This window comes from Streptomyces sp. NPDC015242, assembly GCF_043079125.1.
GTDB lineage: Bacteria > Actinomycetota > Actinomycetes > Streptomycetales > Streptomycetaceae > Streptomyces.
This window is the reverse complement of sequence record NZ_JBIBUF010000011.1, coordinates 157905-183555: the sequence shown is the minus strand read 5'-3', so window position 1 is coordinate 183555 and position 25651 is coordinate 157905. Positions and strand designations below refer to the sequence as shown.

19 protein-coding genes are annotated in these 25651 nt (G+C 70.8%); 5 read left to right on the top strand and 14 right to left on the bottom strand.

Translation table 11 applies throughout. The features are described from left to right. Positions 1-74: 74 nt before the first annotated feature. Together pafA and ACF07N_RS32260 are read right to left on the bottom strand one after the other, a co-directional pair. Positions 75-1436, bottom strand: coding sequence for a Pup--protein ligase (gene pafA, locus ACF07N_RS32265; protein ID WP_383334127.1), 1362 nt, complete (start codon positions 1434-1436; stop codon positions 75-77). Between the two features lie 9 nt (positions 1437-1445). Beyond that, positions 1446-2705 carry an MFS transporter gene (locus ACF07N_RS32260; RefSeq protein WP_392119858.1) on the bottom strand — a complete coding sequence of 420 codons (1260 nt, stop codon included), beginning with the start codon at positions 2703-2705 and terminating at the stop codon, positions 1446-1448. Positions 2706-2793: 88 nt separating this feature from the next. Here ACF07N_RS32260 and ACF07N_RS32255 point away from each other — a divergent pair, with 88 nt between their 5' ends. Then, positions 2794-3804: a LacI family DNA-binding transcriptional regulator gene (locus ACF07N_RS32255; protein WP_392119855.1), complete on the top strand. Its 1011-nt coding sequence runs from the start codon at positions 2794-2796 to the stop codon at positions 3802-3804. Between the two features lie 298 nt (positions 3805-4102). On the opposite strand, the gene prcA is transcribed toward ACF07N_RS32255, so the two are convergent. The 5 genes from prcA to arc all read right to left on the bottom strand — a co-directional run bounded on the left by prcA (position 4103) and on the right by arc (position 10008). Continuing rightward, positions 4103-4846, bottom strand: a complete 744-nt coding sequence (gene prcA / locus ACF07N_RS32250) for a proteasome subunit alpha (protein WP_392119852.1) — start codon at positions 4844-4846, stop codon at positions 4103-4105. 67 nt (positions 4847-4913) lie between these two features. Continuing rightward, the gene (gene prcB, locus ACF07N_RS32245) at positions 4914-5759 is read right to left on the bottom strand and encodes a proteasome subunit beta (RefSeq protein WP_365090761.1); all 846 of its coding nucleotides are present in this window, start codon (positions 5757-5759) and stop codon (positions 4914-4916) included. A gap of 339 nt (positions 5760-6098) precedes the next feature. Next, complete coding sequence (locus tag ACF07N_RS32240) at positions 6099-6317, bottom strand: ubiquitin-like protein Pup (protein ID WP_019757212.1); 219 nt, start codon at positions 6315-6317, stop codon at positions 6099-6101. Positions 6318-6495: 178 nt separating this feature from the next. Next, positions 6496-8007 carry a depupylase/deamidase Dop gene (gene dop, locus ACF07N_RS32235; protein ID WP_392119847.1) on the bottom strand — a complete coding sequence of 504 codons (1512 nt, stop codon included), beginning with the start codon at positions 8005-8007 and terminating at the stop codon, positions 6496-6498. A 234-nt stretch (positions 8008-8241) separates the two neighbouring features. Then, positions 8242-10008, bottom strand: coding sequence for a proteasome ATPase (arc, locus tag ACF07N_RS32230; RefSeq protein WP_114251065.1), 1767 nt, complete (start codon positions 10006-10008; stop codon positions 8242-8244). A gap of 246 nt (positions 10009-10254) precedes the next feature. Here arc and ACF07N_RS32225 point away from each other — a divergent pair, with 246 nt between their 5' ends. After that, on the top strand, positions 10255-10560 hold the full coding sequence (locus ACF07N_RS32225) for a ferredoxin (RefSeq protein ID WP_351365538.1): 306 nt from the start codon (positions 10255-10257) through the stop codon (positions 10558-10560). Positions 10561-10620: 60 nt separating this feature from the next. On the opposite strand, the gene ACF07N_RS32220 is transcribed toward ACF07N_RS32225, so the two are convergent. The 3 genes from ACF07N_RS32220 to ACF07N_RS32210 all read right to left on the bottom strand — a co-directional run bounded on the left by ACF07N_RS32220 (position 10621) and on the right by ACF07N_RS32210 (position 14432). Further along, positions 10621-11199: a hypothetical protein gene (locus ACF07N_RS32220; RefSeq protein WP_392119843.1), complete on the bottom strand. Its 579-nt coding sequence runs from the start codon at positions 11197-11199 to the stop codon at positions 10621-10623. Positions 11200-11526: 327 nt separating this feature from the next. Then, the gene (locus ACF07N_RS32215) at positions 11527-12429 is read right to left on the bottom strand and encodes a tRNA (adenine-N1)-methyltransferase (protein ID WP_031114607.1); all 903 of its coding nucleotides are present in this window, start codon (positions 12427-12429) and stop codon (positions 11527-11529) included. A gap of 50 nt (positions 12430-12479) precedes the next feature. Then, a complete protein-coding gene (locus tag ACF07N_RS32210) occupies positions 12480-14432 on the bottom strand; it encodes a site-2 protease family protein (RefSeq protein ID WP_392119841.1) in 1953 nt (650 codons plus the stop codon). Positions 14433-14619: 187 nt separating this feature from the next. Here ACF07N_RS32210 and ACF07N_RS32205 point away from each other — a divergent pair, with 187 nt between their 5' ends. Then, complete coding sequence (locus tag ACF07N_RS32205; RefSeq protein WP_392119838.1) at positions 14620-15627, top strand: RecB family exonuclease; 1008 nt, start codon at positions 14620-14622, stop codon at positions 15625-15627. A 54-nt stretch (positions 15628-15681) separates the two neighbouring features. Further along, positions 15682-16353: a response regulator transcription factor gene (locus tag ACF07N_RS32200; protein ID WP_030606450.1), complete on the top strand. Its 672-nt coding sequence runs from the start codon at positions 15682-15684 to the stop codon at positions 16351-16353. 81 nt (positions 16354-16434) lie between these two features. Here ACF07N_RS32200 and ACF07N_RS32195 read toward each other — a convergent pair whose 3' ends face one another. The 4 genes from ACF07N_RS32195 to metH form a co-directional block, all read right to left on the bottom strand. Then, positions 16435-18018 (bottom strand): ABC transporter substrate-binding protein, encoded by a 1584-nt coding sequence (locus ACF07N_RS32195; protein ID WP_392119835.1) that lies wholly within the window; start codon positions 18016-18018, stop codon positions 16435-16437. 108 nt (positions 18019-18126) lie between these two features. Further along, positions 18127-19731, bottom strand: coding sequence for an ABC transporter substrate-binding protein (locus ACF07N_RS32190; protein ID WP_392119832.1), 1605 nt, complete (start codon positions 19729-19731; stop codon positions 18127-18129). Between the two features lie 409 nt (positions 19732-20140). Beyond that, positions 20141-20842 carry an HAD family hydrolase gene (locus ACF07N_RS32185; RefSeq protein ID WP_383347158.1) on the bottom strand — a complete coding sequence of 234 codons (702 nt, stop codon included), beginning with the start codon at positions 20840-20842 and terminating at the stop codon, positions 20141-20143. 172 nt (positions 20843-21014) lie between these two features. Then, positions 21015-24530, bottom strand: coding sequence for a methionine synthase (gene metH, locus ACF07N_RS32180; RefSeq protein ID WP_392119828.1), 3516 nt, complete (start codon positions 24528-24530; stop codon positions 21015-21017). A gap of 351 nt (positions 24531-24881) precedes the next feature. On the opposite strand from metH, the gene ACF07N_RS32175 reads away from it, so the two are divergent. Further along, complete coding sequence (locus ACF07N_RS32175; RefSeq protein ID WP_383333623.1) at positions 24882-25646, top strand: IclR family transcriptional regulator; 765 nt, start codon at positions 24882-24884, stop codon at positions 25644-25646. Positions 25647-25651: the final 5 nt, after the last annotated feature.

The window sequence follows — 25651 nt, the reverse complement described above, 5'->3', positions numbered from 1 at the left end:
TGAGCAGGGCGCCGCACTGGTAACGTACGGCGCCCGTGTGGCGTTCCGGCGGTTTGCCCCGCCGGTGTGCCGGCTCACATTCCGGCGATCAGCTTCTCCACGCGGTCGTCCACCGACCGGAACGGGTCCTTGCACAACACGGTGCGCTGTGCCTGGTCGTTGAGCTTCAGGTGCACCCAGTCGACCGTGAAGTCGCGGCGCTGCTCCTGGGCGCGCCGGATGAAGTCGCCGCGCAGCCGTGCCCGAGTGGTCTGCGGCGGGACGGACTTGCCCTCGAAGATCTTCAGGTCGTTGCAGACGCGGGCCGCCTGCCCCTTCTTCTCGAGCAGGTAGTACAGGCCACGACGGCGGTGGATGTCGTGGTAGGCGAGGTCTATCTGCGCGACGCGCGGATGCGACATCGTCATGTTGTGCTTGGCCCGGTACCGCTCGATGAGCTTGTACTTCATGACCCAGTCGATCTCGGTGCCGATGCGGTCGAGGTCCTCGCTCTCGATCGCGTCCAGCGTGCGGCCCCACAGCTCCAGGACCCGCTCGACCGTGCCCGTGCGGATGCCGCGGCGCTCGCAGAAGTCCACGGCCTTCTCGTAGTACTCGCGCTGCACCTCGAGGGCGGAGGCCTCGCGCCCGCTGGCCAGGCGGACCTTGCGGCGGCCGGTGATGTCGTGGCTGACCTCGCGGATGGCCCGGATGGGGTTCTCCAGGGTCAGGTCCCGCATCACGGTGCCGGCCTCGATCATGCGCAGCACGAGGTCGGTGGCGCCCACCTTGAGCAGGTTGGTGGTCTCGGACATGTTCGAGTCGCCCACGATGACGTGCAGGCGCCGGTAGCGCTCGGCGTCCGCGTGCGGCTCGTCGCGGGTGTTGATGATGGGCCGGGAGCGCGTCGTCGCCGACGAGACGCCCTCCCAGATGTGCTCGGCCCGCTGGCTGACGCAGTACACGGCTCCGCGCGGCGTCTGCAGCACCTTGCCGGCGCCGCACAGCAACTGCCGTGTGACCAGGAACGGGATCAGAATGTCCGCGAGACGCGAGAACTCCCCGTGCCGCGCCACGAGATAGTTCTCGTGGCAGCCGTAGGAGTTGCCCGCCGAGTCGGTGTTGTTCTTGAAGAGGTAGACGTCGCCCGCGATTCCCTCCTCGTGCAGGCGTCGTTCGGCGTCCACCAGGAGTCCTTCGAGAATGCGCTCGCCGGCTTTGTCGTGGGTGACCAGTTCGATCACGTTGTCACATTCGGGTGTGGCGTATTCCGGATGCGATCCCACGTCGAGATAGAGGCGGGCGCCGTTTCGCAGAAAGACATTGCTGCTGCGGCCCCATGACACGACACGGCGGAAGAGGTACCGCGCCACCTCGTCAGGAGACAGGCGGCGCTGTCCCCTGAACGTGCACGTGACGCCGTACTCGTTCTCCAGCCCGAAAATGCGGCGGTCCATGAGGGAACATTACGCCCGATCCCCTGAACTGAAACGGGGTTCGACGGCACGGTTCGGATCATTTTCCGAACCGGCCGCAACGACCGCTCCCTGGCCGGGAGCTGCGACTACCCGTCCTGTGGCGGCCAAAACCAGCAGGGACACGCCCCCCGCGACGGCCGGCACGGCGAAGCCCCACTGGGCTCCCCCCGCCTGGACGACGGGCCCGGCGACGCCCGTGCCGACCGAGTGGCCCACGGTGAACGTGGTCACCAGCCAGGAGAACGCCTCGGTGACCGTGCCGCGCGGGGCGTGCCGGTCGACCAGGACGAACGCGCAGGCGATGGCGGGTGCGAGGAAGACCCCGGCGAGCGCGGTGAGCGCCACCATCGGCACCGTGTCCGGCATCAGCGTCAGCGGCAGGTAACACACCACCAGAAGCGCCACCAGCACCTGCAGTCGCCGCGCGGGCTCACCTGCCCACTGCCGGGCCCCGTACGCGGCACCGCCGACCAGCGCCCCGAACCCCAGGGCCGCCATCATCCAGCCGTACACCGCGTCGCCGCCGTGCGCGTCGGCGTACGGCACCGAGGCGACCGTGATGGAGCCCAGCGCCATCCCGATGAACAGGAACGCCGCGAGCAGGGCCAGCAGCCCGGCGGAGCGCAGCGCGCCGAGCCAGTGGGCCTCGCGCGGCGCCGAGCGCCAGGCCCGCGACGGCGCCGAGACGACGACGGACAGCGCTCCCAGCACGCCCACGACGTTCAGCACGAGCAGGGCGGCCTGCGCCGACCACAGGGACACGCACAGCGTCACCAGCAGCGGCCCGACGGTGAACATCACCTCCTGGGCGACGGCGTCCATGGCGTACGCCGTGTGCACCTGGTCCTCGCGGCGCAGCACGGACGGCCACAGCGCCCGCAGCCCGCCCTCCAGGGGTGGCGTGAAGAGCCCGGCGGCCGCCACGGCGAGATACGCGAGCGGGAGCGACCCGATGCCGGAGAAGGCGAAGGCGGCCATCGCCAGCGCCGACAGCACGGCGGCGGGCAGCTGCACCCGCGGCTGCCCGCGCAGGTCCACGAGCCGGCCCAGCACGGGCTGCCCGGCGGCGTTGGCGACGCCGTACACGGCGGCCAGGGCGCCGGCCAGGCTGTACGTGCCGCCCTCGGCCCGGACGAACAGCACGATCGCGATGGCGGCCGTGGCGTTGGGCAGCCGGCCGACCAGCGTGCCGACCAGCAGCCGGGCGGCGTGTCGCGCCCGAAGGATCTCCAGGTATCCCGTGGCCATGTCCCCGCCCTAGGTTTTACGTATAACGTCGGCTTCCATACGTACCATGTCCGCTGTTCACGAGTCCAGACGAAGGAGCGGCCCGACGGTGGCACGAGGCAGCACCCGCCCCACGAGCCGGGACGTCGCCCAGGTCGCCGGCGTCTCCCAGGCGGCCGTCTCCCTGGTCCTCGGCGACAAGTGGCGCGGCCGGGTCTCCCAGGCGACGGCCGAACGCGTCCGCGAGGCCGCCCGGGACCTCGGCTACCGCCCGAACCTGGCCGCCCGCAATCTGCGCCTGGGCCGCACCCGCACGGTCCTGCTGGTCGTCCCGGCCCTCACCACCGAGTTCTTCGCGGGCGTCTATACAGGCGCGGCCCGGGTCGCCGCCGAGCACGGCTTCGGCGTGGTCCTCTACCCCTCCCCGGAGGGCATCGGCCCCGCCCGCGACCCGTTCGCCTCCGCACAGGCGGCCCTCGACGGCGTCCTCGCCTCCTCCATGGCCGCGGACGCCCTGACCGCGATCCGCGGCGAGGCGCTCCCCCTGGTCATGCTGGACAGCGACCCGGCGGGCAGCCTCGGCGCGGCGACGGTCAACCTGGACATCGCCGACGGCGTCCGCCAGGTCGCCGAGCACCTGCTCTCCCTGGGACACCGCCGCTTTCTCCACCTGGCGGCGGACGTACCGTCCTGGACCTTCGAGGTGCGGGCCCGGGAACTGGCCTCCCGCCTGGCCGGAGTGCCAGGCACCTCGGTCTCCACGGCCCGCTCCCCCATCTCCATCGCGGGCGCGGTGCCGGCGGCGGAGGCCGCTCTGTCGGCTCCCGGACCGCGCCCCACGGCCGTGGTCTGCGACGACGACCTCCTGGCCGCGGGCGTCTACAAGGCCGCCCGCCGCCTCGGCCTGCGCGTCCCGGACGACCTGTCGGTCACCGGCCTGGACGACCTGGCCCTGGCCACGGCGATCGACCCGGAGCTGACGACGGTCCGCCTGGACGCGGAGCTGTTCGGGGAACGGGGCATGCGGGCCCTGCTGGCGGTCCTGGAGGGCCATGAGCCCGAGAGCGGGGACATCCCGGTACGGCTGGTGGAACGGGCCTCCACGGCGCCGCCACGATAGCGGTGCCCAGCGGGGCGCAGGCAGGCCGGCCTCCGCCCCGTTGGGCGAGCCCCCACACTCCCGCGGCCGCCGACGCACGGAAGGGGCCGTGCCGGGGGGTGTCCGCCCGCAGCGGTTGGCGCGTCAACGCACAGTCAGTCGGCACGCAAGTCGATCGCGCCGTTCCGAGGACGGACACCCCCCGGCGCGGCCCCGACCCACACCCGGCGCCACGCGCAGGCACGCGCACCCCCACACGACCGCGCCCCGGCCACAACGTGACCGGGGCGTCGACGCCGTGCGCGACTGCCGGGTACGACTACTCGGCGTCCTTCGACGCCGTGTCCGAACCACCCGCCCCGGCCGCCTCCTCCAGCAACCGCGACAGCTGGCGCCCGCTGATCCGCTTGAACTTGCGCTTCTGGGGACGCGTCCGGTCCAGCACCGCCACCTCGAGCCGCTCCGCGGGGATCTCCCGCTCGCTGCCGTTGGTGTCGCGCGACAGCGACTGCACCGCCAGCTTCAGCGCCTCCGCCAGCGTCATGCCGTCCCGGTGGCGCTGGTCCAGGTAGCTGCTGATCTGCTCCGCGTTGCCGCCGACCGCGACCGAGCCGTGCTCGTCGACGATGGACCCGTCGTGCGGCAGCCGGTAGATCTGGTCGCCGTCGGGCGTCTCCCCGACCTCGGCGACCACCAGCTCCACCTCGTACGGCTTCTCGGCCGCGCTGGAGAAGATCGTGCCCAGCGTCTGCGCGTACACGTTCGCCAGGCCCCGGGCCGTCACATCGCCCCGGTCGTAGGTGTAACCGCGCAGGTCGGCGTAGCGCACGCCGCCGATCCGCAGGTTCTCGTACTCGTTGTACTTGCCGGCGGCCGCGAAGCCGATCCGGTCGTAGATCTCGCTGAACTTGTGCAGCGCGCGGGACGGGTTCTCACCGACGAACACGATGCCGTCGGCGTACTGCAGCACGACCAGGCTGCGGCCACGGGCGATGCCCTTGCGGGCGTACTCCGCCCGGTCGGCCATCGCCTGCTGGGGTGAGACATAGAACGGCGTCGACACCGGTTATCCGTCCCTCTCTTCAGGATTCCGTCGATTCACTGGACCACCTCGTCAGGACAGCCGGCCGCTACAGCAGCGCGGCCCGCGGACCGTCCGGCTGCTCCAGCCGCCGCTCCAGGATGGAGCGCGCGATCTGCGACGCCTCGTCCTCGGAGAGCCGGCGGAAGCCGTCCTCGGTGATCACGGTGACGATGGGATAGATCCGGCGGGCGACGTCGGGACCGCCGGTCGCCGAGTCGTCGTCTGCCGCGTCGTAGAGCGCCTGGACCACGAGCGTCGTGGCCTCGTCCTCGCTCAGATCGTCCCGGTAGAGCTTCTTCATCGCGCCGCGCGCGAAGATCGAGCCGGAACCGGTGGCCGCGTAGCCGTGCTCCTCGGAGCGACCGCCCGTGACGTCGTAGGAGAAGATCCGGCCCTTCTCCCGGTCCACGTCGTACCCGGCGAACAGCGGGACGACGGCCAGTCCCTGCATGGCCATGCCCAGGTTCGAGCGGATCATCGTCGAGAGCCGGTTCGCCTTGCCCTCCAGGGACAGCTGCGCGCCCTCGACCTTCTCGAAGTGCTCCAGCTCCAGCTGGAAGAGCTTCACCATCTCCACGGCCAGACCCGCCGTGCCGGCGATGCCCACCGCCGAGTACTCGTCGGCGGGGAAGACCTTCTCGATGTCCCGCTGCGCGATGACGTTGCCCATGGTGGCCCGCCGGTCACCGGCGAGGACGACGCCGCCGGGGAACGTCACGGCGACGATCGTCGTGCCGTGCGGCGCCTCGATCACGCCCTGCGTCGGCGGCAGTTGCCGGTTGCCCGGCAGCATCTCCGGCTGGTGCTCGGACAGGAAGTCCATGAAGGAGGAGGAGCCTGGCGTCAGGAAGGCAGCTGGTAGACGCCCGGTGCTACGAGTGTTGGCTTCCACGCGATTCCTTCCACGTATGCGACAGCCCGCCCTGTGACGTCGGGCCGATCCTTGGAACAACCCCGGTCCGGTTGCGACCGGGGGCACGGTATGCCACGGACCCTACCCGTCCTGCGGCGGTGATCCACATGCCCGGCGACCCCAACTCCGCCGGAGCGATGCCGCACTTGCCCGCTGTGCCCAGCCGGCGGATCCACGGGGGCCTTCGGACGCCGTCGACGCCCGGAGCGCCGCACACGGGAGCAGCGCGTCACGCCCTGCCCCGCGCGCAGCGCTCCGCGCTCCGCCCGTCCGTCACCCGCGCACCCCATTCACCTGGGGAATGAAGGCACAGGCGCCTTACTGGCCGCCCTTTTGCACGAAGGACCGCACGAAGTCCTCGGCGTTCTCCTCCAGGACGTCGTCGATCTCGTCGAGGACCGAGTCCACGTCGTCGCTCAGCTTCTCCTGACGCTCCTTGAGGTCCTCGGAAGCCTGCGTCTCCGCAGCCTGCTCCTCGACCTCCTCGGTGGACCGGGTGGCCTTCTGCTGTCCGCCGCCGGTGTCCTTGGTCGCCATATCCCTCACCCCGCTCGGTTCGCCCGACACAGTTGCTCGGTCAAGATCAGACCCTACTCGCCGGGTCCGACCATGGCCCCGCAGTTGCTCCAACGTACGGGGACCACCTCGATGATTCCCGGACCAGGGATTTTCCACCCTGTCCGGCGGGCCCCACCCGAGTACCCGCTGATCGCGTTCATCCTCCTGAAAGCACCCTGACCAGGTCTTCCGCGGTGCGGCAACGGTCCAGGAGCTCCTTGACGTGATTACGCGTTCCGCGAAGCGGTTCCAGGGTTGGGACACGCTGCAGCGAGTCCCGCCCCGGCAGATCGAAGATCACCGAGTCCCAGGAGGCCGCGGCGACGTCGTCCGCGTACTGCTCCAGGCAGCGCCCGCGGAAGTACGCCCGGGTGTCCTCCGGCGGCGCCGTACGGGCCCGCTCCACGTCTTCCTCGGTCAGCAGCCGCTTCATGCGCCCCCGGGCCACCAGACGGTTGTACAGGCCCTTGTCGGGCCGTACGTCGGCGTACTGGAGGTCGACCAGGTGGAGCCGGGCCGCGTCCCAGTCGAGGCTGTCCCGGCGCCGGTAGCCCTCCATGAGCTCCCGCTTGGCGACCCAGTCCAGCTCGCCGGCCAGGCTCATCGGATCGTGCTCCAGACGGGTGAGGGTGTCCTCCCAGCGGGACAGGACGTCCTTGGTCTGCTCGTCGGCGTCGGCCCCGAAGCGCTCCTCCACGTACTTGCGCGCCAGCTCGTAGTACTCCATCTGCAGCTGGACCGCCGTGAGCGTGCGGCCGCTGCGCAGGGTGACCAGGCGCTTCAGGGACGGGTCGTGCGAGACCTGGTGGAGCGTGCGCACGGGCTGGTCGACGGCGAGGTCGACGGCGATGAAGCCGTCCTCGATCATCGACAGCACCAGCGAGGTCGTGCCCAGCTTCAGATACGTCGAGATCTCCGACAGGTTCGCGTCGCCGATGATCACGTGCAGGCGCCGGTACTTCTCGGCGTCCGCGTGCGGCTCGTCGCGGGTGTTGATGATCGGGCGCTTGAGCGTCGTCTCCAGGCCGACCTCGACCTCGAAGTAGTCGGCCCGCTGGCTGAGCTGGAAGCCGTGCTCGTGGCCGTCCTGGCCGATGCCGACGCGGCCCGCTCCGGCGAAGACCTGACGGGAGACGAAGAACGGTGTCAGGTGGCGCACGATGTCCGAGAAGGGCGTCTCCCGCTTCATCAGGTAGTTCTCGTGCGTGCCGTAGGACGCGCCCTTGTTGTCGGTGTTGTTCTTGTACAGGTGGATCGGCTGGGCACCGGGGAGCTGCGCGGCCCGCTCGGCGGCCTCGGCCATGATCCGTTCGCCGGCCTTGTCCCAGAGGACGGCGTCCCGGGGGTTGGTCACCTCGGGAGCGCTGTACTCGGGGTGCGCGTGGTCGACGTAGAGCCGTGCACCGTTGGTGAGGATCACGTTGGCCAGGCCGATGTCCTCGTCCGTGAGCTGGCTGGAGTCGGCGGCCTCGCGGGCGAGGTCGAAGCCTCGCGCGTCACGCAGCGGGTTCTCCTCCTCGAAGTCCCAGCGGGCCCGGCGGGCCCGGTGCATCGCCGCCGCGTAGGCGTTCACGATCTGGGACGAGGTGAGCATGGCATTGGCGTTGGGGTGGCCGGGGACGGAGATTCCGTACTCCGTCTCGATGCCCATTACTCGCCGTACGGTCATGCGGCCCTCCTTGCCCGGCGGCACCCTCGGTCGTGGGCGCCACTCAGATACCGCTGGCGCTCGGTTGCGTGTGCGGTGCCCGTCCCCGCACTGCGCGACTCGGCGGTACGCAAGAGCCTAGAACGCCTCTGCGCCGGTGGGGAGATCATTTGCGTCATTGCGTTGCTCCAGCCGTGGCCGGAAAAACAGTCGGCTGCGGGTACCCGCCGAGGGCACCCGCAGCCGCCCTGCCTTTTACAGGTACTGACCGGTGTTCGCCACCGTGTCGATGGAGCGTCCGGTGTCCGCGCCCTGCTTTCCGGTGATGAGCGTACGGATGTACACGATCCGCTCGCCCTTCTTTCCGGAGATGCGGGCCCAGTCGTCGGGGTTGGTGGTGTTCGGCAGGTCCTCGTTCTCCTTGAACTCGTCCACGCAGGCCTGGAGGAGGTGGGAGACGCGGAGGCCCTTCTGGTTCTTCTCGAGGAAGTCCTTGATCGCCATCTTCTTGGCCCGGCCCACGATGTTCTCGATCATGGCGCCGGAATTGAAGTCCTTGAAGTACAGGACTTCCTTGTCACCATTGGCGTAGGTGACCTCCAGGAAGCGGTTCTCCTCGGATTCGGCGTACATGTGCTCGACGGCCGTCTGGATCATGTTCTGGACCGTGGCACCCTTGTCGCCGCCGTGCTCACCGAGGTCGTCGGCGTGCAGCGGGAGGCGCTCGGTGAGGTACTTGCCGAAGATGTCCTTGGCCGCCTCGGCGTCCGGACGCTCGATCTTGATCTTCACGTCCAGCCGGCCGGGACGCAGGATGGCCGGGTCGATCATGTCCTCGCGGTTGGAGGCGCCGATCACGACCACGTTCTGCAGGCCCTCCACGCCGTCGATCTCGGCGAGCAGCTGCGGGACGATGGTGTTCTCCACGTCCGAGCTGACACCGGAGCCACGGGTGCGGAAGAGGGACTCCATCTCGTCGAAGAAGACGATGACGGGCGTGCCCTCGCTGGCCTTCTCACGGGCCCGCTGGAAGACGAGGCGGATCTGCCGCTCCGTCTCACCGACGTACTTGTTGAGCAGCTCGGGGCCCTTGATGTTGAGGAAGAAGCTCTTGCCGGCGGCCTGGCCGGTCACCTCGGCGACCTTCTTGGCCAGTGAGTTGGCCACGGCCTTGGCGATCAGGGTCTTACCGCATCCAGGGGGTCCGTACAGCAGCACACCCTTGGGCGGCCGCAGTTCGTGCTCCTTGAACAGGTCCGGGTACAGATAGGGGAGCTCGACGGCGTCCCGGATGGCCTCGATCTGGCCGCCGAGACCGCCGATCTGCTCGTAGCCGATGTCGGGGACCTCTTCGAGGACGAGTTCCTCGACCTCGCTCTTGGGGACGACCTCGTAGACGTATCCGGAGCGGGGCTCCAGGAGCAGGGCGTCGCCGGGGCGGATGGTGACGTCCAGCAGCGGCTCGGCGAGCCGCACCACCCGTTCCTCGTCGGTGTGCCCGAGCACCAGGGCCCGCTCGCCGTCCTCGAGGATCTCCTTGAGGGTGACGATGTCGCCGACGCGCTCGAACTCCATGGCCTCGACCACGTTGAGCGCTTCGTTGAGCATGACTTCCTGGCCGCGCCGGAGCTCCTCGAGCTCGACGCTGGGGCTGACGTTCACCCTGAGCTTGCGGCCGCCGGTGAAGATGTCGGCGGTGCCGTCCTCGTTCGCCGTCAGGAAGACTCCGAAGCCGGCCGGCGGCTGCGCGAGCCGGTCGACTTCCTCCTTGAGGGCGACGATCTGGTCCCGTGCCTCACGGAGCGTGTTCGCGAGTCGCTCGTTCTGCGCGGACACGCCGGCCAGATTGGTCTGCAGCTCGACGATCCGCTCTTCGAGAATCCTCGTGTGTCGCGGAGAGTCGGCGAGCTTGCGTCGCAGGACGGCGATCTCCTGCTCAAGGTAGGCGATCTGCCCGGCCGGGTCGTCGGACCCGCGTCCCGGGCGGATGCCGCGGTTCATGTCGTCGTCGTGGGCTGCCACGGTCCTCACCTCCTCCAAGGGGAGCTGGACGCTTCCAGACCCTACCTGGGCGGGTGTCGATTGAAACCCCTAGATCACAAAGACGGTCGGGGTGTGTCCGATCTTCACCCTTGCGCTCTCCCTCACGCCAGGGGAATACCCAGCGAACATGATTGGAACCCAGCCTCAGGTACGGTCGAAGCGTTCAACACCCGTCAGAGCTGGCCGGATTCCCGGTACGGCTCGACGCATGAAACGGCAGGAGACATGAGCGTGCAGCAGGAGGCCGGGGTCGAGGGCGAGGCGCTGGAGGTCTGGATCGACCAGGACCTGTGTACGGGCGACGGCATCTGCGCCCAGTACGCGCCCGAGGTGTTCGAGCTGGACATCGACGGTCTGGCCTACGTGAAGAGCGCCGACGACGAGTTGCTCCAGGACAAGGGCGCGACAACGCCCGTTCCGCTGCCGCTTCTCACGGATGTGATCGACTCGGCGAAGGAGTGTCCGGGCGAGTGCATCCACGTACGGCGAGTTTCGGACAGGGCCGAAGTCTACGGTCCGGACGCGCAGTGACCAGTTCTGCACGTTCGGTCACTACTGTCTGATATCTCACACACCGGTGCCACACGGGCTTCACACGCTGCGGGCGCCGGCCGGCGTGGAGCGGACGAACGTCCCGTCCTGCCAACGCCATTTCACGTCGCTCTTCTCGTCGGGGCAGCAACGCGGCACGTCCGGGGAGGAGTAGCCGAGGAGCGTGGCCGTCACGGCGCCGGCGCGTACGGCGAAGTCGCCGACGGTGGTGCCGTCCTCGGGGTCGAGCAGGGTGGCCACCACGCGCGGTGTGCCGTCGGCGCCGCCCCGGGTGAGGACGTAGACGCCGTCCGGCGGGGTGCCCATCGGGGAGTCGCAGTGGACCACGGCCACCGTCTCCGGGTTGCCGTCGCCGTCGAGGTCTCCGGACGCCTTCTTCTGCACCACGGCCTTGACCGGACCGCATTCCAGGGGGAACTCCACCGAGGCCGGGTCGGGTGCCGCCAGGGGCGCCGGAGCGGTTCTGGTCTCGGGGGTGCCCGGCTGGGCGGCCGTCGCCGCGCCGGGTTGCAGGACCGAGGAGAGGGCCACCACGCCGGCGAGCGCCGTGGCGGTGGCGAGCCAGTGGATGGGGCGGGTGTGGGTGTGGGCGAGCTCCGGGACGGCGGAAGGCTGCACTAGGAGTGTCTCCTGAGGGCTGTACCGGTGGGGTGGCCAAGATGGTGCCACACGTCACACCGCGAGGGAACGGCGGGGTGTGCGCCGGCCGCGCCGGGGAAGTCAGAAGGGTTACGGTTCCTGCCGCCGTGTCAGCGGGCCGGTGCCCGCGCGGACCGCTGCCGGCGCGGGTGTCGGCGGCGGCCGAGTGCCAGGGGGCAGGTCAACGGCGTCGCGCGCGGGTTCACCCCGGCCGGCAACGGAGAAGCGCCGTGGCGCAGTTCCCGGTGGTGTCCGGGAACTGCGCCACGGCGCCTGTGCGTTGGATGCCGTGACGGGCGGGCCGTCTCAGCGGGCGGTGCCGCCGTCGGCGTTGGGCCCCGCGTAGTCCTCGCCGTAGGCGCCCTTGGCGGGGCGGCGGCGGCGCATGGGCGGCTCGACGCCGTCGGCGAGGCGGCGGGCGGTGAGCAGGAAGCCGGTGTGGCCGATCATCCGGTGGTCCGGGCGGACGGCCAGGCCCTCGATGTGCCAGTTGCGGATCATCGTCTCCCAGGAGGTCGGCTCGTTGAAGCAGCCGATCTCCCGGATGGACTCCACGGTCCGCGCGAGCTGCGTGGTGGTCGCCACGTAGCAGCAGAGGATGCCGCCGGGGACCAGCGCCTTGGAGACGGCCTCCAGGCACTCCCAGGGGGCGAGCATGTCCAGGATGACGCGGTCGACGTCGGTGTCGGACAGGTTGTCCTGGAGGTCGCCGACGGTGAGCTGCCAGGCGGGGTGCGGGCCGCCGAAGTAGCGCTCGACGTTCGCCTGGGCGATCTCGGCGAAGTCGGCGCGGCGCTCGTAGCTGTGCAGCATGCCCTGGTCGCCGATGGCGCGCAGCAGGAAGCTGCTGAGCGAGCCCGAGCCGACGCCGGCCTCGACGACGCGCGCGCCGGGGAAGATGTCGGCGAAGGCGAGGATCTGCCCCGCGTCCTTCGGATACACGACGGCTGCCCCGCGGGGCATGGACAGGACGTAGTCGGGGAGCAGGGGGCGCAGCGCGAGGTAGGCGACGTTCCCCGTGGTGCGGACAACGCTGCCCTCGGGAGCGCCGATCAGTTCGTCGTGCGGGAAGGAACCCTTGTGGGTGTGGAAGTTCTTCCCGGCCTCGAGCGTGAACGTGTAGTGGCGGCCCTTGGGGTCGGTCAGCTGAACCTGGTCCCCGACCTTGAAGGGCCCGCGCCTGCGGGCGGCACCGGTCGGTTCGGACATGTGACCAGCCTACCGGCCCCGGAGAGGGCCGCCGACCACCCGGACGGCCGCTAGGAGGGCCTGGCCATCGCCTTGACGAAGGCGCGCTCCACGTCGGCCGCCGACAGCACGCCGTAGATCTCGCCGGTCTCCTCCACCACCAGGTACTCGGTCGCGGGGGTGGCGCGCAGGGCGTCGAGGAGCTCCTCGCCCGCCAGTTCCGCCGAGACGCGCATGCCGTCCGTGAGCTCCTGGGCGAGACCGCCGACCGCGACCCAGGGGCGGCGGTGCTCCGGTACGCCGACGATGGCGGCCTCGCGGACCAGGGAGAGCGGCCGGCCGTCGGCGTCGACGACGACCAGGGCGCGGGCCCCGGCGGCGTTGGCGCGGCGCAGGGCCTCCGAGAGCGGGGTGTCGGTCTCGACGGGGACCGCGCGGCGGGTGAGCGTGCGGGCGCGCAGCTCGGGGAGGTGCTCGCGCAGCCGTGCCATGCGCAGGCTGTTGCCGGCGCCGGTCCAGATGATCGCGGCGAGGATGGCGGCGAGCAGGGCGTCCAGGACGGTGTCCATGCCGACGTTGTCCACGGCGTCGGAGCCGAGGGCGCCGGACTGGGTGAGCAGCGGCAGGCCGACGAGCACGGAGACGGCCAGGGCCCGGCCGACCCACGCGGCGGCGATGGTGCCGCTCATGGGCTTGCCGGTGAGCTTCCAGACGATCGCGCGGAGCATGCGGCCGCCGTCGAGGGGCAGGCCGGGCAGCAGGTTGAATGCGGCGACGATCAGGTTGGAGATCATCAGGCCGGCCAGCAGCACGCCCGGGACGGTACCGGGCTCCACGGCCTGCAGACCGGCGTAGAAGACGCCGGCCAGGACGAGGGAGAGCAGCGGTCCGACGAAGGCGAGCACGAACTCGCGGCCGGGGGTCTCGGCCTCCTTCTCGATCTCGGAGACGCCGCCGAAGAACTGCAGCTGGATGCGGCGGACCGGGAGCTTGAAGCGGAGCGCGGCGACCGTGTGGGCCAGTTCGTGCACGAGCACGGAGGCGTAGAAGGCCACCGCGAAGAAGAGCGAGACCAGGTAGCGGGCGGCACCCAGGTCCGGCAGCACGCGCTCCAGCTGGCCGCCGAACACCCAGGTGATCAGGGCGGCGACCAGGAACCAGCTGGGCGCGACGTACACGGGCACCCCGAAGGGCCGCCCCATGAGCAGCCCGCCCCGCGGCTCCGGCCGCTGGGGGGCCGGGCCCTTGCGGTCGGCGGAGTGTGCGAGGTGGCGGGGGCCGTGGGCAGGGGCGGTGCGGGGCGCGGCCGGGGTTTCGGGAGCGCGGTCCGGGGTCCCGGGGGCGGAAGCGGGGGCTTCCGGGCGGTGGCTGGCCGGGGTCGGCTCCGGGGCCTGGTGACGAGGATCCGGACCGGGTCGTGCGGTGGCGGGGGCGGCGTCCCGGCGCTCCGGCTGCGGCCCGCTGGCCGCGGGATCCGCCTGGCGCGGGTCGGCCTCGGGAACGGTGGTCGCGGAGCCGGTGCCGCGGTCGCCGGCGTGGGCGCGGTCGGGGTGGGCGTCGCCGTCGGGCTTCGTGCCGCCGTCGGAGGTGCGGCTTCCGCCGGGAGCACGGCTGCCGTCGCGCTCCGCGCCGGACACGCCGTCGGCGGGTGAGCGGTCCGCGGCCGCGGACGAGGAGCCGCCGGCTGCGGCGCCGGTGGGCGACGGAGCGCCCGCCCTCGGGGCGTCCGCCGCAGCCGGGCCGGGGGCCGAAGGCGCCTGCGGGGCGTCCGCCGCAGCCGGGCCGGGTTCCGGCGAGGTCGCCGGCTCGGCCGGTCCGGGGGCCGGGGCGGTCGCGGGGGCGGAGGTGCGGGGGCCGGAGGGCAAGCGGCGCTCCCCGGTGGGGCGTTCGTCGGTGGCGCGTTCGTCGGTGGGGCGTTCGTCGGCGGAGGCCGGACCGGTGGGCCGGGCCGGGGGCCCGGCGTGGTGCTCGGCCGACTCGTCGTTCCCGGACCGCGGCTGCCCGCGCCCGCCGCTCTCCTCCACCGGTGTCCCCTCGTTCGAAGCGTCTCCCGCGCCTGCCGGACGGGAGGGTCTCGAGTCGATGGTATGCGTCCGCCGAGGTGCGTTCCGCCCCGGCACCCCTGTGTTTCCCGTACATCGACGTCCCCTCCCGGCTTCCCCCACGAACGCGCTTGGATGACTGTCAGTGGTGGGCCGTATGGTCTGGTGCATGGAGACGAGCAGCGAGGGCGTGGTACGGCCTGACAGCGGGCCTGCCCCGGCGGCCGAGGACACGGCCGTCCAGGCGGTGGCGGAGGCGGCGGCGGAGACGGCCGCCGTGAGCGACCTCGTGACGGGGCCCGCCGCCATACCGCCCGCCTCGCTGTCCCCCTCGCGGGCGAGTGACTTCATGCAGTGCCCGCTGCTCTACCGCTTCCGGGTCATCGACCGGCTCCCGGAGAAGCCCAGCGAGGCGGCCACCCGGGGCACTCTGGTGCACGCGGTCCTGGAGCGCCTGTTCGACGCCCCGGCGGCGGAGCGTACGGCCCCGCGGGCGAAGTCGCTGATCCCCGGCCAGTGGGACCGGCTGCGCGAGACGCGGCCGGAGGTCGGTGAGCTGTTCGCCGACGATCCCGAGGGCGAGCGGCTGGCGCGCTGGCTGGGCGAGGCGGAGCGGCTCGTCGAGCGCTGGTTCACCCTGGAGGACCCCAGCCGGCTGGAGCCGGCCGAGCGGGAGCTGTTCGTCGAGACCGAGCTGGACTCGGGGCTGCGGCTGCGCGGCATCATCGACCGGGTCGACGTGGCTCCCACCGGCGAGGTCCGGATCGTCGACTACAAGACGGGCAAGGCCCCCCGCCCCGAGTACGCCGAGGGCGCCCTGTTCCAGATGAAGTTCTACGCCCTGGTCGTCTGGCGGCTGAAGAACGTGGTGCCGCGCCGGCTGCAGCTGGTCTACCTCGGCAGCGGCGAGGTGCTGACGTACGACCCGGTCCTCGCCGACCTGGAGCGGGTCGAGCGCAAGCTGCTGGCGCTGTGGGAGGCGATCCGGCTGGCGACCGAGACCGGTGACTGGCGGCCGCGCCCCACGAAGCTGTGCGGCTGGTGCGACCACCAGGCCCACTGCCCGGAGTTCGGCGGCACTCCCCCGCCCTATCCGCTGCCGCTGCGGACGGCCGACGGCGGCGGCCCGGGGCTCGTGCCGCGGGCGGACGCGGTCGCCGCCGGTGAGGGCGGCTGAGTCCGGCGGGCCCGCGCAGGGCAGAATGGGGCCGGACTACCGAAGGAGACTCACGTGGCCATCCGCGTCCTATTGGTCGACGACCAGCCGCTGCTGCGTACGGGCTTCCGGATGATCCTGGAGGCCGAGCAGGACCTCGCGGTCGTCGGCGAGGCCGGGGACGGCCTCCAGGCGCTCGACCAGGTGCGGGCCCTGCAGCCCGACGTGGTGCTGATGGACATCCGCATGCCGCGGATGGACGGTGTGGAGGCGACCCGGCAGATCACCGGCCCGGGACGTGACGGCCCGGCGAAGGTCCTGGTGCTGACCACCTTCGACCTCGACGAGTACGTGGTGGAGGCCCTGCGCGCGGGAGCCAGCGGCTTCCTGCTCAAGGACGCCCCGGCGAACGAACTGGTGCAGGCGATCCGGGTGGTGGCCGCGGGCGAGGCGATGCTCGCGCCGAGCATCACGCGCCGGCTGCTCGACAAGTACGCCACACACCTCCCGTCGGGCGACGAGCCGGTGCCGGACACGCTGCACACGCTCACCGACCGCGAGGTCGAGGTGCTGAAGCTGGTGGCGCGCGGGCTGTCCAACGCGGAGATCGCCGCGGACCTGTTCGTCAGCGAGACGACCGTCAAGACGCACGTGGGCCACGTGCTCACCAAGCTGGGCCTGCGCGACCGCGTGCAGGCGGCGGTGTACGCCTACGAGAGCGGACTGGTGCGCCCGGGAGCGCAGTAGACCCCACGGCACACGCGCACAAGCGCACACGAAGGAGGGCGCCCCCTGCCGAGCAGGGGGCGCCCTCCTTCACACCGTGCGTCAGGCGTCCTTGCTCAGCTCCCAGAAGCGGAACACGGTCGACGCGTCGAGGCAGTACTCCAGGCCGTAGACGCCGTCGCGGACGACCGCGTACTGCTTGGCCTGCCACACCGGAAGGACGGGCAGTTCGTCGGCGACGATGTCCTGCAGCTCGCCGAACTCCTTGTCCGTGGTCGCCCGGTCGGTGAGGGAGGCGGTGCGCGGGATGAGCGAGCCGGTGATGGTGCCGTTCTCGTAGTTGTTGTTCAGCACGTTGCCCTTGCCGAAGAAGGGGGCCGTGAAGTTGTCGGCGTCCGGGTAGTCCGGGACCCAGCCCTTGACGTAGACGCCGTACTTGCCGGCCGCGATGTCCTTCTCGTACTGGCCGAAGGGAACGGACTTGACGTCGGCGTCGAACAGGCCGCTGGCGTTGAGCTGGCCGGCGATGGCGGTCAGCTCCTGGTCGGTGGCCGGGCCGTACCGGGAGGGGGTCGACCAGAGGGTCAGCTTCACCTTGCCGGTGATGCCGTCCTCGCGCAGCGCGTCCGCCGCCTTGGCCTTGGAGGGCCGGGCGCCGTAGGTGTCGAAGAAGGCGGTGTTGTGGCCCGCGATACCGGCCGGGATGATCGAGTACAGCGGCGTCGCGGTGCCCTGGTAGACGTCCCGGATGAGGGCCTCGCGGTCGAGCAGGTGGGCGATGGCCTTGCGGACGCCGAGTTTTCCGGCGACCGGGTGGTCCATGTTGAACACCAGGTGCTGGACCTCGGCGCTGCTGCCCTCGACGACCTCGATGCCGGTGCCGTCGTCGGCCTTCTCCATGTCGGCGACGTCGCCCGCGGTGAGGCCGCGGTAGGCGATGTCGACCTCCTCGTTCTGGATGGCCTGCTTCAGGGCGGTCTGGTCGCCGTCGAAGAACCGGAGCGTCACGCCGGTGTTCTTCACCTTGGCGGTGCCCTTGTAGTTCTCGTTCACGGAGAAGACGGCCTGGTTCTCGTCGATCGAGTCCAGCTGGTAGGGGCCGGAGCCGACGGCCTTGCCGTCCTCGCGCAGCCCGTCCGCGTCGTACGCGCGATGGTCGACGATGGACCCGGCGCCGGAGGCGATCTTGCTGGGGAAGGTGGCGTCGGCCGTGTTGAGCCGGAAGACCACCGTCCTCTCGTCCGGCGTCTCGACCTTGTCCAGCGTGGGGAACATGATCGCGGGCCCGTCGGGGTCGTTGATCTTCAGCATGCGGTCGAAGGAGAACTTCACGTCCTTGGAGGTGAGTTCGTCACCGTTGCTGAACTTCAGCCCGTCCTTCAGCGTGCACTTGTACACCGTCGTCTGCGGGTCGGTGAAGGCGCAGCTCTCGGCGGCCTCGGGCTGGGGTTCCGTGGCGCCCTTGGGGAAACTGAGCAGCGACTGGAAGACGTTGTTGAACAACAGCCAGGATCCGGGGTCGTAGCCGGAGGCCGGGTCGGTGGCCAGGACGTCGTCGGACATCCCCACCACCACGTTGGAGCCGTCCCCCGCGGAGTCTCCGCTCTCCGTGCCACAGCCGGTCAGCAGTCCGGAGGCGAGCCCCGCCACGATGGGCAGGACCGGCCACTGGTTGCGTATGTTCACGTGTGTGCCTTGTCGTCGGTTCTCGAGAACGCCCGGAGCCTGTCCCCGGCTCCGGGGCGCGGTTCCCCGGGGGCCGCGGTCACAGGCCCCGGGGTTCCGTCGGGTCCGTCAGCCGCTCACACCGCGCCCGAGCTCCCACAGCTGGAGCGTCGAGGAGGAGTTGAGGGCGTAGGCGGTGCCCGTGATGTCGTCGCGAGCGGCGACGTACTGCTTGCCCTGCCACAGCGGCAGCACGGGCACGTCACCGGCGACGATGTCCTGAATGTCCGTCAGGCTGGCGGAGGCGGACAGCCGGTCCGCCTCCCGGCGGGACTCGGGGATCAGGGTGTTGCGGATGCGGCTGTTCGCGTAGGGCGAGCCGAGGGTGTTGTCCTTGTCGAGGAACGGCGCGAGGAAGTTGTCGGCGTCCGGGAAGTCGGGGAACCAGCCCATGCCGTAGACGTCGTACTCGCCCTTCTTCTCGGCCGGGCGGAAGGTGTTCCACGGGGTGCCCTTGATGCCGACCTCGAACAGGCCGCTGGAGTTCAGCTGGTCGCGCAGGACCTCGAACTCCTTCTTGGTGGCGGGGCCGTAGTGGTCGGTCGTGTAGTGCAGCGTGAGCTTCACCGGGGTGGTGACGTTCGCCTGGTTGAGCAGCGAGCGCGCCTTGGTGACGCTCGGGTCGCCGTACTTGTTGAAGAACGAGTTGGAGTGGCCCGTGACGCTGGCCGGGACCAGCGAGTACAGCGGCTCGGCCTGGGAGCCGTACACCTTGGAGATCAGCTCGCTGCGGTTGACGATCTGGGCCATCGCCTGGCGCACGGCCTTGGACTTCACGCTCGGCGCGTCGGTGTTGAAGCCCAGGTAGCGGATCTCCAGACCGGGCATCTCGACGAGGTCGACCTCGGTGTCCGCGTCGCCGGACAGCTTGCGGATCTGGTCCGGCGACATGGTGCGGGTCATCAGGTCGATGTCACCCTTCTCCAGCGCCTCGCCCATGGCGTCGGTGTCCTTGAAGGAGACCATGTCGACCTTGTCGTTGTTCACCTTCAGCGTCCCCTTGTACTCGGGGTTCTTGGTGAACTCGGCCCTGACCATCTCGTCGTTCTCGACGACGGCCTTGAGGGTGTACGGACCCGAGCCCTCGAGCTCGAAACCGTCGCGCAGCTTGTTCTTCGGGTAGGCGTCCGGATCGACGATGCCGGCGACCGGGGTCGACAGCTTGTACGGGAAGGTCGCGTCGGCCGTCTTGAGGTGGAAGATGACCTCGCGGTCGCCCTGCGTCTCGACGGTGTCGATGGTGGACAGCAGGGCGAAGACGCCGCTGTCGGCCTTGAGGGAGAGGGCGCGGTCGATGGAGTACTTCACATCGGCCGCGGTGACGGGGTCGCCGTTGGCGAACTTCAGGCCGTCGCGCAGGGTGCAGGCGTAGCGCTCGTTGCCGGTGTCGGTGAAGCCGCAGCGCTCGGCGGCCTCGGGGACCGGCTCGCCCTCGCCGCGCGGCTGGATCATCAGGGTCTGCACGGTCTGGCGCAGGATGTTCCAGGTGCCGACGTCGTAGGAGTACGCCGGGTCGAGGGGCGCGGGCGCGTCCTTCGAGGCGGTGAACCGGTCCGTGGTGCCGACGACGATCGCGTCGCCGTCGCCGCTGCCGCTGTCGGACCCGCCGCAGGCGACGAGCACCGGCGCGAGCAGGCCGGCCACGGCCGGCAGCACCAAAGTCTTGCGGTTCATGCTCGAGTTTCTCCAGAGCTGTCGACTCCGTGTATCCGGCATGCAGGGGTGGCGCAGCGGATCACGGGGGTGGGGCGATGTTCTCGCGACGAGATTAGTCGGGCCCGGCAGGAAGCTTCACAGCCACCGGAGTTGAGCACCCATCACGCTGCGGAACCGGGCGTGGACACACCGAAAACCCGACAGCGGAAGCTTTGGTGCAGCGTTCCACCAATCGGGACACAAGGGCACGGCGACGACCCCCCGGAGGGGGTGCGCAGCACATGTCCGAGCCACTGTCGACCCCGCACCGCGTGGGGAACGTCACACACGGGAACAGGTTCGGAGGTACGGGAATTCGGTCATCCGCAAGGGCTGGAATTCACCAGCGGAATTACTGCCCTAACCCGGCTGCACGCTGGGTGAACGGCTAGCGCATTTCCGTCATCAGGCCGTGCAGAAATGCCAGGTCGACCTCTTCGAGCGAACCGACCACCGTGCGCCGGTGGGCCGGCTGGATCGGGGCGACCGAGGGGACGGCCACGACCCGGCAGCCGGCGGCCTCGGCGGCGGCCACGCCGGTCGCCGTGTCCTCCACGACGGCGCAGCGGGACGGGTCGGCGCCGAGTCCGGCGGCGGCCGCCAGATACGGGTCGGGGTGGGGCTTGGTGCGCGGCACCTCGTCGCCCGCGACCGTCAGGTGGAAGTGGTGCGCGCCGAGCGAGTCGAGCACCCGGTCGATGATGCGCCGGTGGGAGGCGGAGACGAGAGCCGTCGGGATCTCGTACTCGTAGAGCTCGGCCAGCAGCCGGCCGGCGCCCGGCATCAGCGGCAGGGCGCGGCCGATGCGCTCCTCGAAGCCGTCGTTGAGCAGGACCGTGAGCTCGTCGAGGCCGATGTCTGCGCCGGTGGCCTCGATCAGGAAGCCCGCGCTGCGGGTCATGGGGCCGCCGACCACGACATGCCGCCAGGACTCGTCGAGCCGGTGGCCGAGGGAGGCGAAGACCTCGACCTCGACGTCCCACCAGAAGCCCTCCGTGTCCACCAGGGTGCCGTCCATGTCGAGGAGCACGGCCTGGAGGGCCGACCCTTCGGCCGTCCGGGTACCGAGCGCGGGGACCGTACTGGTCATCCACCTACCTCCTTGAAGGGACGATCAGGCCGGCTCCCACGAAGGGAACCGGCCTGCAGTGGACCGACCAGTCTACGTCGTGTCCGGCAAAAGTGCCTCGTTCGGCCGCTGTGCCCCCGGGTACACGGCGCGTACGCCGGGGGTGGCGGTGGCGCGTGCCCGGCGGGCCGGGTCAGCGGGCGTTGAAGTACTTCGCCTCGGGGTGGTGGATCACGATGGCGTCCGTGGACTGCTCCGGGTGCAGCTGGAACTCCTCGGACAGGTGGACGCCGATACGCTCCGGCTGGAGCAGGTCGGCGATCTTGGCGCGGTCCTCCAGGTTGGGGCAGGCGCCGTAGCCGAGGGAGAAGCGGGCGCCCCGGTACTTGAGCTCGAACATGCCCTGCATCTCGTCCGGGTCCTCCCCGGCGAAGCCGAGCTCGGACCGCACCCGGGCGTGCCAGTACTCGGCGAGGGCCTCGGCCAGCTGCACGGACAGGCCGTGCAGTTCGAGGTAGTCCCGGTAGGCGTTGGCCTCGAACAGACGCGCGGTCTCCTCGCCGATGCGCGAGCCGACGGTGACGACCTGGAGGCCGACGACATCGGTCTCGCCGGACTCCTCCGGGCGGAAGAAGTCGGCCAGGCACAGGCGCCGGCCGCGGCGCTGGCGCGGGAAGGTGAAGCGGGTGCGCTCGTTGCCCTGCTCGTCCAGGATGATCAGGTCGTCGTCCTTGGAGACGCAGGGGAAGTAGCCGTAGACCACGGCCGCCTCCAGCAGGTTCTCCGTCTGGAGCCGGTCGAGCAGGCCGCGCAGCCGGGGCCGGCCCTCGCTCTCGACGAGTTCCTCGTAGGTCGGGCCCTCGCCGGTACGGGCCTGCTTCAGGCCCCACTGGCCCTTGAACAGGGCGCCCTCGTCGAGCCAGCTCGCGTACTCCTTGAGCTGGATGCCCTTGATCACCCGGGTGCCGGTGAAGGGCGGCTCCGGGACGGGGTTGTCGACGGCGACGTCGGAGCGGACGTGCCCCTCCTCGGGGCGCTCCTCCACGGCGGCCGGGGCGGCGGCCCGGACCCGGCGCTGCTTCAGCTCGGGCAGCTTCGCGCCGGGCACCCCGCGCTTGACGCCGATGAGGGCGTCCATCAGGCGCAGGCCCTCGAAGGCGTCGCGGGCGTAGCGGACCTCGCCCTCGTAGAGCTCGTGCAGGTCCTGCTCGACGTAGGCGCGGGTGAGGGCGGCGCCGCCGAGGATGACCGGGTACTTCGCCGCCAGGTCGCGCTGGTTCAGCTCCTCCAGGTTCTCCTTCATGATCACGGTGGACTTGACCAGGAGGCCGGACATGCCGATGACGTCGGCCTTGTGCTCCTCGGCCGCGTCCAGGATCGCGGAGACGGGCTGCTTGATGCCGAGGTTGACGACGTTGTAGCCGTTGTTGGTCAGGATGATGTCGACGAGGTTCTTGCCGATGTCGTGGACGTCGCCGCGCACGGTGGCGAGCACGATGGTGCCCTTGCCGGCCTCGTCGGTCTTCTCCATGTGCGGTTCGAGGTGGGCGACGGCCGCCTTCATCACCTCGGCGGACTGCAGGACGAACGGCAGCTGCATCTGGCCGGAGCCGAACAGCTCGCCGACGACCTTCATGCCCTCCAGCAGGGTCTGGTTGACGATGTCGAGCGCGGGCCGCTCCCGGAGGGCCTCGTCGAGGTCGGCTTCGAGGCCGTTGCGCTCGCCGTCGATGATGCGGCGCTGCAGGCGTTCGTCCAGCGGCAGGGCGGCCAGTTCCTCGGCCTTGCCGGCCTTGAGGGACTTGGCGGTGGCGCCCTCGAAGAGCTGCATGAGCTTCTGCAGCGGGTCGTAGCCCTCGGCACGGCGGTCGTAGATGAGGTCCAGAGCCGTCCGGACCTCCTCCTCGCTGAAGCGGGCGATCGGCAGGATCTTCGAGGCGTGCACGATCGCCGAGTCCAGGCCCGCCTTGACGCACTCGTCGAGGAAGACGGAGTTCAGCAGGATGCGGGCGGCCGGGTTCAGGCCGAAGGAGATGTTGGACAGGCCGAGGGTGGTCTGCACCTTCGGGTGGCGCCGCTTCAGTTCGCGGATGCCCTCGATGGTGGCGATGCCGTCCTTGCGGGACTCCTCCTGGCCGGTGCAGATGGTGAAGGTCAGGCAGTCGACGAGGATGTCCTCCTCGTGGATGCCCCAGGTGCCGGTGAGGTCGTCGATGAGCCGCTCGGCGATCTCGACCTTCTTCTCGGCGGTGCGGGCCTGGCCCTCCTCGTCGATGGTGAGCGCGATGAGGGCCGCGCCGTGCTCCTTGGCGAGCCGGGTGACCTTGGCGAAGCGGGACTCGGGGCCGTCGCCGTCCTCGTAGTTCACCGAGTTGATCACCGCGCGGCCGCCGAGCTTCTCCAGGCCGGCCCGGATGACCTCGACCTCGGTGGAGTCCAGCACGATCGGCAGGGTGGAGGCGGTGGCGAAGCGTCCGGCCAGCTCCTCCATGTCGGCGACGCCGTCGCGGCCGACGTAGTCCACGCACAGGTCGAGCATGTGCGCGCCCTCGCGGATCTGCTCGCGGGCCATCTCCACGCAGTCGTCCCAGCGGCCCTCCAGCATGGCCTCGCGGAATTTCTTGGAGCCGTTGGCGTTGGTGCGCTCACCGATGGCCAGGTAGGAGGTGTCCTGCCGGAACGGCACGGTCTGGTAGAGGGAGGCGGCGCCGGGCTCGGGCCGCGGGTCGCGCTCGGTCGGGGTGACGTCCCGGACCCGCTCGACCAGCTGTCGCAGGTGCTCGGGGGTGGTGCCGCAGCAGCCGCCGACCAGGGACAGGCCGTAGTCCCGGACGAAGGTCTGCTGGGCGTCGGCCAGGCCCTCGGGGTCGAGCGGGAAGTGCGCGCCGTCCTTGGTGAGGATCGGCAGGCCGGCGTTGGGCATGCACAGCAGCGGGATGCGCGAGTGGCGCGTGAGGTAGCGCAGGTGCTCGCTCATCTCGGCGGGGCCGGTGGAGCAGTTCAGGCCGATCATGTCGATGCCGAGGGGCTCCAGCGCGGTCAGGGCCGCGCCGATCTCGGAACCGAGCAGCATGGTGCCGGTGGTCTCGAAGGCCATCGAACACAGCAGGGGCACCTCGGCGCCTGTGGCCTCCATGGCCCGGCGGGCGCCCAGAACGGAGGCCTTGGTCTGCAGCAGGTCCTGCGTGGTCTCCACGATCAGCGCGTCCGCGCCGCCGGCGAGCAGGCCCTCGGCGTTGGCCTGGTAACCGTCGCGGATGGTGCCGTAGGTGATGTGGCCCAGGGTGGGCAGCTTGGTGCCGGGGCCGATCGAGCCCAGGACCCAGCGGGTGCGCCCGTCCCGGGCGGCGTACTCGTCGGCCGCCTCGCGGGCGATGCGGGCGCCGGCCTCGGACAGCTCGTGGATCCGGTCCGGGATGTCGTACTCGGCCATGGCCGAGTGGTTGGCACCGAAGGTGTTGGTCTCGACGCAGTCGACGCCGACGGCGAAGTACGCGTCGTGCACGGAGCGGACGATGTCCGGGCGGGTCACGTTGAGAATCTCGTTGCAGCCCTCGAGATTCTCGAAGTCCTCCAGGGTGGGGTCCTGCGCCTGGAGCATGGTGCCCATGGCGCCGTCGGCCACGACCACACGGCTGGCCAGGGCCTCTCGGAGGGCGGACACGCGGGTCCGGCTGTCTGCGGAAGGGGTCGGCGGCAACGAGGCCATGTAAAGGGCTCCCTCAGGTGCGACGGCTGTCGGCTATGCGGCTTCCCGGACGTCCGGAGGGGCATCCGGGGACGGGCGCACGGCGCCAGCGTAACCGGGAGTGGGCTTGGATGGGCAGCGCGTCCACGGGGCGGACGGGGGGCGGCGCCGCCTTCGGCCATGTGAGCCACCGGCCGGCGACCGTCCGGCCGGATTCGTGCGGACCGTGGCGGGTCCGGACGGGTCGGCGCGCAACAAATGGCGACCTGCCATTAGCGGGAGGTCGGCAACGACCGGTAGTGTTCGACATTGCCGAACGGGGGCTGTGGGCCCCCGCTTGTCGGCGGTCGAGGGGACGGAGGCAGTACGGCGATGGCACGGAACATCCAGTCGCTCGAGCGAGCGGCCGCGATGCTGCGGCTGCTGGCGGGCGGCGAGCGGCGGCTCGGCCTGTCGGACATCGCCTCGTCGCTGGGCCTGGCCAAGGGCACGGCCCACGGCATCCTGCGCACCCTCCAGCAGGAGGGCTTCGTGGAGCAGGACGACGCCTCCGGGCGCTACCAGCTGGGCGCGGAGCTGCTGCGCCTGGGCACGACCTACCTGGACGTGCACGAGCTGCGGGCGCGCGCCCTGGTGTGGACCGACGACCTGGCCCGCTCCAGCGGCGAGAGCGTCTACCTGGGCGTGCTGCACCAGCAGGGCGTGCTGATCGTGCACCACGTCTTCCGCCCCGACGACAGCCGGCAGGTCCTGGAGATCGGGGCCATGCAGCCGCTGCACTCCACGGCCCTGGGCAAGGTGCTGTCCGCCTACGACCCGGTGGCGCACAGCGAGGCCCTGGAGGCCGACCGCAAGGCGTTCACGGACCGGACGGTGTGCGAGCCGGAGGAGTTCGAGCACATCCTCGACCTCACGCGCGCGCGGGGCTACGCCGCGGACGTGGAGGAGACCTGGGAGGGCGTGGCGTCGCTCGCCGCGCCCATCCACGACCGGCGGCGGATGCCCGTCGGCTCGGTCGGCATCACCGGCGCCGTGGAACGGCTGTGCCGGGACGGGGAACTGCGCCCCGAGCTCATCGCGGCGGTGCGCGACTGCGCCCGCGCGGTCTCGCGGGACCTGGGCGCGGGACGGTTCTGACGCCA